Below are 12,004 nucleotides of genomic sequence, written 5' to 3' on the forward strand. Positions count from 1 at the left end.
GCCGCCGACCCGCCCCGACCCGGAGGCGCTGGACTTCCAGGACGAGCTCGAGCAGGTCATCGCCGAGCCGCCGCCGCCCTGGCTGCGCGGCCCGCACTACCTGGTCGCCCTGCTGCTGATCGGGCTGGTCGCGACCGCGGCGCTGACCGAGACCGACATCGTCGTCGTCGGCACCGGCCGCCTGGTCACCGACAGCCCGCCGCTGGTGCTGCAGCCGATGGACCGCTCGATCATCCGCGAGATCCTGGTCCGCCCCGGCCAGCGCGTCACCGCCGGCCAGGTGCTGGCGGTGCTCGACCCGACCTTCGCCCGCGCCGACCGCGCGGCGCTGGACAGCCAGCGCCAGGCCCTGGCCGCCCAGACCGGGCGCCTGGAGGCCGAGCTGGCCGAGCGCCCGCTGCCGGCCCCCGCCCCCGGCAATCTCGACGCCGCCCTGCAATTCACCCTGTGGCGGCAGCGCCAGGCGCAATACGCCACCCGCCTGCAGGGCTTCGACGAGGAGATCGGCAGCCAGCAGGCCGGCATCCGCACCGCCGAGGAGCAGGCCACCTACCTGTCGCAGCAGCTGGCCGTGGCCAGCGACGTCGAAGGCGTCCGCGCCAAGCTGCTGGAGGGCCAGGTCGGGTCCCGCCTGCAATATCTCGGTGCCCGCAGCCAGCGGCTGCAGACCGAGCAGGACTGGCGCAGCAGCCTGAACCGCGCCACCGAGCTGCGTCACGCGCTGGCCGCCCGCCGCGCCGACCGCCAGGCCTTCCTGGACGAATGGCGCCGCGCCCTGCTGGAGGAGGCGGTGCGCACCCGCGGCGAGCTGGCCCGGGTCGAGGAATCGCTGACCAAGGCCGCGCGCCTGGACGAGCTGACCCGCATCACCGCGCCGCAGGACGCGGTGGTGCTCGAGGTCGCCCGCCGCTCGGTGGGCTCGGTGCTGCGCGAGGGCGAGGCGCTGATCAGCCTGACCCCGGCCGACGTCCCCCTGATCGCCGAGGTGACCATCGGCTCGGCCGATATCGGCTACACCAAGCCCGGCGACGCGGTGACGGTGAAGGTCGACGCCTTCCCCTTCCAGCGCCACGGCGCGGTCACCGGGCAGCTCCGCGCCATCAGCCAGGAAAGCTTCACCCGCGGCAGCGAGAGTCGCGACGCCGAGACCCCGCCCTCGATGGGCGGCGGCGCCGTCCACCGCGGCCAGGTCACCCTGGACAGCCTGGCGCTGCGCAACCTGCCCGAGGGCGCGCGGCTGACGCCTGGCATGACGGTGTCGGCGGAAATCATGGTGGGGACGCGGAGCGTTCTCGGATACTTCCTGTACCCGATCACGCGGGGGCTGCAGGAAAGCATTCGCGAGCCTTGAGAAAAGACAAGATGAGAAAAGACAGGGGCAGGCCAGGGGAATGAATTCCCCTGGACCCCTTCTTTTTTCTGTCTGATTGCCATGTCCACGTGGCAACGGGACCTGGCCCGGCCCAGCCACACGCGACCTTTGAGTGCTGTGTCCCGCTTATCCGCAAGGCAGCGGCAGCCTGACAGAAAAAAGATGGGGGTTTGGGGGAATTCATTCCCCCAACCTTCGCCTGCTCCCACACTGTGTTAATAAACCCCTCGCATATCCAAGCGGCGATCCCGGGGAAAAGCCACGATGAAGCGCGCGCACAAACGAGTTCTGGTCACCGGCGGCGCCGGCTTCTTGGGGTCGCATTTGTGCGACCGGCTGCTGGCGCGGGGTGACGACGTGCTCTGCGTCGACAACTTCTTCACCGGGTCACGGGACAACGTGCTGCACCTGCTCGGCCATCCGCGCTTCGAGCTGATGCGGCACGACGTGACCTTCCCCCTCTTCGTTGAGGTGGACGAGATCTACAACCTGGCCTGCCCCGCCTCGCCGGTGCATTACCAGAACAATCCCGTGCAGACGATCAAGACCGCCGTGCATGGCGCCATCAACATGCTCGGCCTGGCGAAGCGGCTGAACGCGCGGATCCTGCAGGCCTCGACCTCCGAGGTCTATGGCGACCCGACGGTGCATCCGCAGCCCGAGGAGTATCGCGGCAACGTCAATCCGATCGGCCCGCGCTCCTGCTACGACGAGGGCAAGCGCTGCGCCGAGACGCTGTTCTTCGATTATCACCGCCAGAACCAGGTCGATATCCGCGTCGCGCGGATCTTCAACACCTATGGCCCGCGCATGCATCCGAATGACGGCCGGGTGATCTCCAACTTCATCACCCAGGCGCTGCGCGGCGAGCCGATCACCCTGTTCGGCGACGGCCAGCAGACGCGCTCCTTCTGCTATGTCGACGACCTGATCGACGGGCTGATGAAGCTGATGGACGCCGAGGGCGACGCCCATGTCCCGGTCAATATCGGCAATCCCGGCGAGTTCACCATCCGCGAGCTGGCCGAGCTGGTGGTGCGGCTGACCGGCACCGGCAGCGAGCTGGTCTATCGCCCGCTGCCCACCGACGACCCGATGCAGCGCTGCCCCGACATCGCCCGCGCCCAGAAGCTGCTGGGCTGGGCGCCGCAGGTGCCGCTGGAGCAGGGGCTGCGCCGCACCATCGGCTATTTCGCCGAGGCCCTGGGCCTCGAGGCGCCCGCCCTCACCTGACCGCGCCAGGGGATATGGCCATGCAGAATTCCGGCATCGTGGCGTTGTTCGCCGCCGCCCAGCAGCTTGCCGCGCAGCCGCAGATGGCGCTGGCGCTGTACCGCGACTACCTCGTGCAGAATCCCGAGGATCCTTTGCTGCACGCGGTCTATTTCAACCAGGCCGTGCTGCTGGGGCAGCAGAACGATGTCGCCGGCGCCGCCCAGGCCTTCGGCGAGGCGATCCGCCGTGCGCCCAACTTCATCCCGCCCTATATCAACCTGGGCGCGCTGTATGAAAAGCTCGGCGCCATCGATCCGGCGCTGGAGCATTGGAAGCATGCGATCGACATGCTGGCCGCGGTCAGCCCGGACAACCTGACCTACAAGCTGACCGCGCAGAAGCAGACCGCGCGCCTGCTGGAAGACCGCAAGCAGCTGGCCCGCGCCGAGACCATCCTGCAGGAAATGCTGCTGCTGCAGCCGCATCAGCGCGACGTGCTGCAGCACTGGGTGGCGCTGCGCCAGCGCCAGTGCCGCTGGCCGCTGCTGCAGCCGCTGGGCCCGATCGACCTGGCCGAGATGAAGCGCCGCCTGGCCCCGCTGAGCCTGGCCACCTATACCGACGACCCGATGCTGCAGCTGGCCAATTCCTGGTCCTACAGCAAGCGCGACGTCGGCTACCCCGACGACTTCGCCGTGCTCGAGGATTTTTCCCTGGTGCCGCGCGAAGGGCGGCGGCTGCGCATCGGCTACCTGTCCTCCGACCTGCGCGAGCATGCCATCGGCTTCCTCACCGCCGACATGTACCGCCTGCACGACCGCGACCGCTTCGAGATCTTTGTCTACTACTGCGGCATCGCCGCGGAAGACACGACGAAGCAGCGCATCCGCGACCAGGTCGAGCACTGGCACGACGTCACGCCGCTGGATGACGACGCGGCGCTGGCGCTGATGCGCGGCCATGGCATCGACATCCTGATCGACGTCAACGGCCATACCCGCGGCGCCCGCACCGCGCTGCTGGCGCGCCGCCCGGCGCCGGTCATCGTCAACTGGCTCGGCTTCCCGGCCTCGATGGGCAGCCCCTACCACCACTATATCATCGCCGACGACTTCATCATCCCTGACGGGAACGAGCGCTTCTTCACCGAGACGGTGCTGCGCCTGCCCTGCTACCAGCCCAACGACCGCAACCGCGTGTTGGCCGAGACCGCGCCGAGCCGCGCCGAGGCCGGCCTGCCCGACGACGCCACCGTCTTCTGCAGCTTCAACGGCACGCAGAAAGTCACGCCCTTCGTCTTCGCGCGCTGGATGGCGATCCTGCGCGGCGTGCCGGGCAGCGTGCTCTGGCTGCTGAAGTCGAGCGAGGAGGTCGATATCCGCCTGCGCGCCTTGGCGACCGAGCATGGCATCGATCCCGCCCGCCTGGTCTTCGCGCCGCTCGCCAACAACCGCGACCATGTCGCGCGCTATCCGCTGGCCGATCTCTTCCTCGACACCGCGCCCTATGGCGCGCACACCACGGCCTCCGACGCGCTGTGGATGGGCGTGCCGGTGCTGACCACGCCGGGGCAGAGCTTCGCCTCCCGCGTCTGCGGCAGCCTGGTGCGCGCCGCCGGCCTGCCCGAGCTTCTTTGCTCCGACGGCGAGGATTATGTCCGCCGCGCCATCGCCCTCGGCCAGGACCGCGCCCAGCTCGCCGAGTATCGCGACCGGCTGCTGGCCAATCGCCAGACCAGCGTGCTGTTCGACACCGAGCTCTTTGTCGCCAGGTTCGAGGAGCTGTTCGACGGCATCTGGGCCGATGTCATGGCAGGCCGCCTGCCGCGCCCCGACCTGTCGAACCTGGAAAGCTACCTGGAGATCGGCGTCGGCCTCGACCACGAAAGCGTCGAGTTCGGCCCGGGCTTCGACGCCGCCTATCGCGGCGCCATCGCCCGCCGGCATCGCTTCACGCCGTTCCCTGGCGATGCCCGCCTCTGGCCGCAGGACAGCGCCGCATGAGCGAGGCCACCACCGCCATCGAGACCGCCTGGCTGCTGCCGCGGCTCGGCCAGGACCTGCCCGCCGCCGAGGCGGAAATGCGCCAGGGCCTGCTGGCGCGGCTGCGGCTGGAGCAGCTGCTCGGCCTGGTCGAGACCAGCGACATCGCCCGGCCGCCGCTCTACATGATCGGCGTCTATCGCGACTGGATCATGGCCAATCAGGGCTCGGTGCAGGCCGCCGCGGCCTGGTTCAACCTGGGCGTCGAATGGGCCCCGCATGACGCCGGCAAGGCCGCCAGCGCCTATCAGCAGGCGCTCACCCTGAAGCCGGATTTCCACCCGGCCGCGGTCAATCTCGGCCTGTCGCTGGAACGCCAGGGCCAGGCGGAGGCGGCGCTGGCCTGCTGGGCCGAGGCGCTGCAGCCCGACGCCGCCCGCACCGCGCTGCTCAATCATCGCGGCCGCGTGCTGGAGGAGATGGGCCGCTTCGAGGAAGCCACGGAGCTCCTCTTCAAGTCGCTGCTGACCGACCCTGCCCAGCCCGACGTGGTGCAGCACTGGAGCCATCTGCGGCAGAAGACCTGCACCTGGCCCATCGTCCCGCCCGAGGGCCTGCCCGGCCTGCCCTACCGCGACCTGGTGACGCAATCCGGCCCGCTCGGCGCGCTCGCCCTGCTGGCCGACCCGGAGGCGCAGCGCGAGGTCGGCCACCACTGGCTGACCCGCAAGATCCCGGCCGCGCCGCATCGCTTGAGCCCGCCCGAGGGCTATGCCCATGCGCGCATCCGCATCGGCTACATGTCCTCCGACTTCTGCCGCCATGCGATGAGCTTCCTGATCGTCGAGCTGCTGGAACGCCACGACCGCGCGCAGTTCGAGGTCTATGGCTATTGCTCCAGCATCGACGATGGCAGCCCGATCCGCGCCCGCGTGCTGGCCGCCCTCGACCATTATGTCCCGGTCCGCGCGCTCGACGACGCGGCGCTGGCTGAGCGCATCCGCGCCGACGAGATCGACATCCTGATCGACCTCAATGGCATGACCAAGGGCGCGCGGCTGCAGACGCTGCGCTGGAAGCCGGCGCCGGTGCAGGCGACCTATCTCGGCTATATCGGCTCCGTGCCGCTGCCCGAGCTCGACTGGCTGATCTGCGACGACTTCACCATCCCCGCCGATCGCGCCGACGAATACACCCCCCGGCCGCTGCCGCTGCCCGTGGTCTACCAGGCCAATGACGGCCGCATGCCGGTGCTGCCCGCGGTCTCCCGCGCCGCCGAGGGCCTGCCGGAAGACCGTTTCGTCTTCTGCTGCTTCTGCAATTCCTACAAGATCACGCCCGATATCTTCGCCGCCTGGACCACGATCCTGGCGCGCGCGCCCAACAGCGTGCTGTGGCTGGTCGGCGACAACCCCACAGCGCGGCGCAACCTGCTGGCCCAGGCCGAGGCCGCCGGCATCGACCCGGCCCGCCTGATCTTCGCCCAGCGCGTCGAGCCCGAACGCTACCTGGCGCGCATGGCGCTGGGCGACCTGTTCCTCGACACCTCGCCCTACAATGCCGGGACCGTCGCCAGCGACGCGCTGCGCATGGGACTGCCACTGCTGACGCTGTCGCAGGCCTCCTTCGCCTCGCGCATGGCGGGCAGCCTGCTGAACGCCATCGGCATGCCGGAGACCATCGCGACCAGCCACGACGACTACGTCGAGATCGCCGTGAGCCTCGCGACCGATCCGGCCCGCCACGCCGCGCTGCGGGCGAAGCTGAAGGGCGACGCCTGGCAGAAGACGCTGGGCGACAGCGCAGGGTTTGCGAAGCGCTTCGAAGAGGCGATGAAGAAGATCAGAGTGCAGCCAAGCGAAGGCTAGCCCAAGGCCAGGGGAATGAATTCCCCTGGACCCCTTCTTTTTTCTGCGGTGACTGCCGTGTCCACGTGGAGACAGTACGTGAAACGGCCCCGCCGAAGCGCGACCTGTCAGCGAGCGCCGATCATATAAAAAAGGGCGTCCCGCCGGGACGCCCTGATATCGTTGGTGTCGAGGCGCTGGCCTGCAAACGGCCAACAGAACAGAAAAAAGAAGGGGGTCCGGGGGAATTCATTCCCCCGGCCTTTTTCCCTTCTCTTCAGTGCCCCCCAGCCATCGACCGCATCGCCTTCACCTGATCCGGCGTGACGGCGGGGGCTGCGTTGCCCCAGCTGTTGCGGATGAAGGTGGAGACGTCGGCCACCTGCTGGTCGGTCATGCGCCAGCCGAAGGCCGGCATGGCCGCGCCGGTCACCGCATGCGGGGTGGCGGCCGACTTGGCGCCTTGCAGCACCACGCGCAGCACGCCGGTCGGGTCGCCCTGCTGGACGAACTGGCTGTCGGCCAGGCGCGGGAAGATGCCGGCCACGCCCGAGCCGTTGCCGACATGGCAGGCGGCGCAGGTGTCGGCGTAGATCGCCTCGCCGGCGCGCATGCGGTTGTCGGTCGCGGCGACCGCGGTCGGCGTGGTCGCCGCCGGGGCCGGGGCGCGCTCGCGCAGATAGACGGCGATGGCCTTCAGGTCGGCATCGGTCATCTTGCTGGTCGACAGCTCCACCACCTCCGCCATCGGGCCGCTGGCCGTGCTGCGATGGGTGATGCCGGTGCGCAGGTATTCGACGATTTCCTGCTCGGTCCAGGCGCCGATGCCAGTGCGGCGGTCGGCGGTCAGCGACGGCGCGAACCAGCCCTGCAGCGGGCCGCCTTCCAGATGGGCGCCCCCCTTGTCGCCGCCGATCAGGTTGCGCGGCGTGTGGCACAGCCCGCAATGGGCCGGGCCTTCGACGATGAAGGCGCCGCGGTTGTACTCTTCCGACTTGCTCGGGTCAGGACGAAAGGTGCCGGGCGTGAAGTTCAGCATGTTCCAGCCGGCCATCAGCAGGCGGACATTGAAGGGGAAGGGCAGCGTGCTGCGATCCACCTGGTTCTTCACCGCCGGCTGCGCCTGGAGATAGGCGAAGATGGCGTCGTTGTCGCTGCGCGACATCAGCGTGAAGGCCGTGTAGGGGAAGGCCGGGTACAGGTGGGTTCCGTCCGGCCGCTTGCCTTCATGCATGGCGCGGTTGAAGTCGCCGGCGGTCCAGCGGCCGATGCCGGTCTCGGCGTCGGGCGTCAGGTTGGGGACCGAGATCTTGCCGAAGGGCGTCTCCAGCAGGTGGCCGCCCGACATCGACTGGCCGTCGCTGCCGACATGGCAGGCCATGCAGTCGCCGAGGATGGCCAGGTACTTGCCGCGCTCGACTTCCGTGAAGTTGTCGGCATCGGCGCGGGCCGGCGCCGCGCCGAGCAGGGTGGCGGCGGCCAGCAGGCCGGCCGCGAGGATCTGCGCGCGCATCAGGCCTGCACCAGCGCTTCGCCGGGGTTCTTCAGGTACTGCGTCCTGATCGCTTCCAGCGTCCAGTAGACCAGGGCCCCCACGGTGTTGGTCGGGTTGTAGCCGGCATTCTGCGGGAACAGGCAGGCGCCGGTGACGAAAACGTTCGGCGCGTCCCAATGCTGGCCATAGCGGTTGACCACGCCCTTGTCGGGGGTGCTGCTCATCACGGCGCCGCCGGTGTTGTGGGTGGTCTGGTAGGGCACGACGTCCCAGCCGGCGCGCTTGTAGGTCTTCACCTGGCGCTGCGGGCCCATGGCCTTCATGATCTCCTCGCAGCGATCGACGACGAAGCGCGACATCTTCAGGTCGTTCTCCTTGAAGTCGAAGGTCATCCGCATCAGCGGATTGCCGAGGCGATCCTTGTAGGTGGGATCGAGATCGAGGAAGACGTCGCGATAGGCCATTGAGCTGCCCTGGGTGCTGACGCCCTGGGTATGGCCATAGGTCTCGGCGGTGGCCTTCTTCCAGTCCGAGCCCCAGCGCGGCGTGCCGGGCGGCGTCGGCCGCGAGGAGATCGGCCGGCCGCCGGTCGTGTTGCAGGCGATGTTGGCGCCGCCGACGAAGCCCAGCCGGGCATGGTCGAAATTGTCGCCATTGTAGTCGTCGGCCATCATCCCCTGCGAGCCGGCGCCGGCGAAGGGGTTGAAGTGGGTGTCCTTGTCGAAGAAGCCCAGCACGCCGGCATTGGTCTGGTAGGCGTAGTTGCGCCCCAGCGTGCCGGTGTTGGTCTCCGGGTCATACTGCGTGCCGAGCTGGGAGAGCATCAGCAGGCGGACGTTGAAGGTGGAATAGGCGCAGACCAGCACCATGTCGGCCGGCTGCTCGAACTCGCGCCCCGCCGCATCGACATAGGTGACGCCGCTGGCCATCTTGCCGTCGCGGGTCTTGTTGATGCGGGTGACCTCGCACAGGGTGCGGGCCTCGAAGTTGGTATGGCGCATCAGCGCCGGCAGCACGCAGGTCTGCGGGCTCGACTTCGAGTAGTTGGCGCAGCCGAACCACTCGCAGAAGCCGCAATAGGTGCAGGGCGCCAGGCGCATGCCATAGGGGTTGGTATAGGCCTCGGAGATATTGGCCGAGGGCAGCGGGAAGGGGTTGAGCCCGATCTCCTTCGCCGCCTTCTGGAACTTGATCTGCGCCAGGTTCGGCTTCAGCGGCTTCGTCGGATACTCGTCCGAGCGCCAGCCCTCATAGGGGTTGCCGCCTTCCTGGATGACACCCTTGATGTTGCCGGCCTTGCCCGAGATGCCCATGATCTTCTCAAAGAAGTCGTAATGGGGCTCGAGCTCGTCATAGGTGACCGGGTAGTCCTGGATGGTCATGTCGTCGGGAATGAAGTTCTTCCCGTAGCGCTCCTCGTAATGCGAGCGCAGCTTGAAGTCGCTCGGGAAGAAGCGCCAGCTATGGCCGTTCCAGTGCACGCCGGCGCCGCCGACGCCGTTGCCCGGCAGGTAGGAGCCGAACTTGCGGATCGGCAGGGCGACCTGGCTGGCATTGTTGCGCGCCGTCTCGGTGGTCTGCGCCGGGCGCAGGAAGATGTCCTGGCGCACCGCGTAGCGCAGCTCGTCCGGCGCGGTCGCGATGTTGTAGTCGCTGGCGGTGTCGCGCCACGGGCCGCGCTCGATGGCGACCACGTCGAGCCCCATCTTCGACAGCTCATAGGCCATGATCGAGCCGGTCCAGCCGAGCCCGATGACGACGACGTCCTTCTTCGGCAGACGCGTGCTCATGCGGGTTTTCCATTCCAGTCGGGGCGGCCCATGATGGCGACGGGCGGCTTGGTGTAACGCTTGCCGGGATTGTCGAGCACGTCGCGGAAGTCGTAGCGGACCCCCGGGAAGCCGATCATCTTCCAGCTGCACATGTCCTTGTTGCCGCCATAGACGGGGTCGGCGAAGAAGCCTTCCATGGTGTTCTGCAAGATCAGGTTGAACAGCATGGTGGCGGTCTGCCGCGGCGCGACCAGCCCGGGCAGGCGGACCTCGCCCTTCTCCATGCCCTGCAGCAGCTTCACCTGGTCGGCCTCGGCGAGCTGCTCGAAGCTCTTGCCGGCGAAGGCCTCGCGGCAATGGGCTGCCAGCGCCGCCAGCCCCTGGCGATACTGCTGCTGCGGCGTCAGCGGCGACTGGATGCCCTGGGTCGGCAGCGGCTTCTCGGCGAAGGGCCCCTGCATGTAGAGCCACTCATAGGTGCCGTAGGGCCCGGCCAGCTGGCGGTCGATGAAGACCACGCAGCCGGCGTCCTTGCCGCTGGGCGACAGGTCGTCGGCCGGGATCAGGCGGCTGGTGATGGCCTCCAGCGTCGCGACCTCGGCGGGGTTCAGGAAGTACCAGCCACCGGGCCGCGCCAGCTCGGGCGGATAGGCCTCGTTCGGCTTCCAGGGCATGCGCCCGGTGACACTGCGCCCGAGGGCGGGCGCAGAGAAGGCGACCAGTGCTGTGGCGGACAGCAGCTGGCGGCGGCTGGAGACAGGCATCACCGTTCCTTAGGTCAAGGGCAGGACCGGTCCGGCGATGGGCGAAGAAGAAGCACGCGGTCAGGGGCCGAGGCACAGGGGGCAAGGCCGCGCATCGACGAAAGCTGGCTTCGAACCTCTCCAATCGTCGGGCAGGGGAACCATACGATCGAGACTGAACACACGTCATGGCCTGCCCGAAACCACAAGCGGGGCCGGCCGTGACGATCAGGGTTCTATATACAAACCGGCTTAAGCAACAGCCTTCAAGTGATGATTCATATAAATTCCTTGAAGGATCATCACAAGTTCCGGCAGAGGAATTACACGATCTTCATCTTCCAGCCCAAGTCGACCAATGGTTGAGAACCGTTCTCAACCCAACGACATCTTGCCGCGCCGCAGCGTCGTCCCGTCCTCTGCTATGCGCCAACCATTCCGGCGCGCAGGCGACGGGAAACCCTGGATCATCCGGCCAGCGATGACTTGATGCGGTCGAGGGCGAGCTCGAGATCGGCTTCCTCGTTCCAGACATGCGGGCTGATGCGCAGCACGCCCAAACGGTCACTGAGATAGACCCCCTGCCCCGCCAGCCGCTCGACCAGCCCGGCCGGCAGCCCGCCCGGGCAGCGCAGCCCCAGCACATGCGGCGCGCGCCGCGGCGGCAGGGTGCCGAGCCCGGCCAGCCCCGCGGCCAGCAGCCCGGTCAGATGCGCCAGCCGCGCCGCGATGGCGGGCGGGCCCCATTCCAGCACCAGTTCCAGCCCGGCGGCGGCCATGCGCGGCGCCACCGGATCGGCGCGCTCGCCGCGGTCGTAGCGCAGCGCGCCGGGGGCATAGCCACCGCTGGGGCGGTTGCCATTGTGCTCCTCCACCGGCAGCCCCGCCTGCCGATGCGGCGCGACATAGAGAAACGCCAGGCCATAGGGGCCAAGCACCCATTTATAGGTGGGGAAGGCCAGGAAATCGGGCTGCCAGCGGCCGACATCGACGGGCAGCACGCCGGCCGCCTGGGTGGCGTCGATGACCAGCGCGGCGCCCGCCGCCCGCACCGCCGGCGCCAGCGCGTCCAGATCGACCAGGGCGCCGTCCGACCAGTGCAGCGGGGTCAGCAGGGCCAGCGCCAGCGGCGCCGCCCCAGGCCGCCCGATCGCCGCCAGCAGGGCGGCCGTCCAGTCGCCATCCTCCGGGCGCGGCACCACCTCGACGACCAGGCCCCGCTCGGCCGCCAGCCGCTCGAAGACCAGGCAGAGCGAGGGGAATTCGTCGGCCATGCGCAGGATGCGCTGGCCGGGGGCGAGCTCCAGGTTGCGCGCCGCCGTCGCCATGGCCTGGGCCACCGAGCCCTGGATGGCGATGTCCTGGGCCGCGGCGCCGATCAGCCGGGCCGCGGCGGCGCGGGCGGCGGCGACGCCGTCCTCGTTGCGGATCCTGGGGAACTCCCAGGGTCGCGCCTTGGCGGCGATGCCGGCGACGCCGGCCGCGCTGACGCTGCGCGGCAGGGGCGACCAGGCGGCGGCATCGAGATAGGCGATGCCGGGCGGGATCTCGAAAAGCGGGCGCTGGCTGGGGAGCATG

The 12,004-nt window shown here is 68.9% G+C and carries 8 protein-coding genes; 4 read left to right on the plus strand and 4 right to left on the minus strand.

Going from position 1 to position 12,004, the window contains the following annotated elements:
- The 4 genes from GVN67_RS14255 to GVN67_RS14270 all read left to right on the plus strand — a co-directional run.
- Positions 1-1,351, plus strand: a 1,351-nt coding sequence (locus GVN67_RS14255) for an HlyD family type I secretion periplasmic adaptor subunit (protein ID WP_159997050.1), incomplete at its 5' end; no start/stop codon positions are given.
- A gap of 285 nt (positions 1,352-1,636) precedes the next feature.
- Positions 1,637-2,605, plus strand: a complete 969-nt coding sequence (locus GVN67_RS14260; protein WP_159997052.1) for a UDP-glucuronic acid decarboxylase family protein — start codon at positions 1,637-1,639, stop codon at positions 2,603-2,605.
- A gap of 20 nt (positions 2,606-2,625) precedes the next feature.
- Positions 2,626-4,590: a hypothetical protein gene (locus tag GVN67_RS14265; RefSeq protein WP_159997054.1), complete on the plus strand. Its 1,965-nt coding sequence runs from the start codon at positions 2,626-2,628 to the stop codon at positions 4,588-4,590.
- A complete protein-coding gene (locus GVN67_RS14270) occupies positions 4,587-6,437 on the plus strand; it encodes a hypothetical protein (protein ID WP_159997056.1) in 1,851 nt (616 codons plus the stop codon). Before GVN67_RS14265 ends, GVN67_RS14270 begins: the two co-directional genes overlap by 4 nt.
- A gap of 256 nt (positions 6,438-6,693) precedes the next feature.
- Here GVN67_RS14270 and GVN67_RS14275 read toward each other — a convergent pair whose 3' ends face one another.
- The 4 genes from GVN67_RS14275 to GVN67_RS14290 form a co-directional block, all read right to left on the minus strand.
- Complete coding sequence (locus GVN67_RS14275) at positions 6,694-7,929, minus strand: cytochrome c (protein ID WP_159997058.1); 1,236 nt, start codon at positions 7,927-7,929, stop codon at positions 6,694-6,696.
- Complete coding sequence (locus tag GVN67_RS14280; protein ID WP_159997060.1) at positions 7,929-9,701, minus strand: GMC family oxidoreductase; 1,773 nt, start codon at positions 9,699-9,701, stop codon at positions 7,929-7,931. Before GVN67_RS14280 ends, GVN67_RS14275 begins: the two co-directional genes overlap by 1 nt.
- Complete coding sequence (locus GVN67_RS14285) at positions 9,698-10,447, minus strand: gluconate 2-dehydrogenase subunit 3 family protein (RefSeq protein WP_159997062.1); 750 nt, start codon at positions 10,445-10,447, stop codon at positions 9,698-9,700. The genes GVN67_RS14280 and GVN67_RS14285 overlap by 4 nt, the downstream gene beginning before the upstream one ends.
- Before the next feature lie 446 nt (positions 10,448-10,893).
- Positions 10,894-12,003 (minus strand): aminotransferase class V-fold PLP-dependent enzyme, encoded by a 1,110-nt coding sequence (locus tag GVN67_RS14290; RefSeq protein ID WP_159997063.1) that lies wholly within the window; start codon positions 12,001-12,003, stop codon positions 10,894-10,896.
- Between the last annotated feature and the right edge of the window lies 1 nt (position 12,004).

It is taken from the genome of Roseomonas sp. 18066 (genome assembly GCF_902706185.1).
Classification (GTDB): Bacteria; Pseudomonadota; Alphaproteobacteria; order Acetobacterales; family Acetobacteraceae; genus Pseudoroseomonas.

Excerpts from the sequence above, each read along its gene's own strand:
- GVN67_RS14260 (WP_159997052.1), top strand. The coding sequence starts at position 1,637 with ATGAAGCGCGCGCACAAACGAGTTCTGGTCACCGGCGGCGCCGGCTTC.
- GVN67_RS14265 (WP_159997054.1), top strand. The coding sequence starts at position 2,626 with ATGCAGAATTCCGGCATCGTGGCGTTGTTCGCCGCCGCCCAGCAGCTT.
- GVN67_RS14270 (WP_159997056.1), top strand. The coding sequence starts at position 4,587 with ATGAGCGAGGCCACCACCGCCATCGAGACCGCCTGGCTGCTGCCGCGG.
- GVN67_RS14275 (WP_159997058.1), bottom strand. The coding sequence starts at position 7,929 with ATGCGCGCGCAGATCCTCGCGGCCGGCCTGCTGGCCGCCGCCACCCTG.
- GVN67_RS14280 (WP_159997060.1), bottom strand. The coding sequence starts at position 9,701 with ATGAGCACGCGTCTGCCGAAGAAGGACGTCGTCGTCATCGGGCTCGGC.
- GVN67_RS14285 (WP_159997062.1), bottom strand. The coding sequence starts at position 10,447 with ATGCCTGTCTCCAGCCGCCGCCAGCTGCTGTCCGCCACAGCACTGGTC.
- GVN67_RS14290 (WP_159997063.1), bottom strand. The coding sequence starts at position 12,003 with ATGCTCCCCAGCCAGCGCCCGCTTTTCGAGATCCCGCCCGGCATCGCC.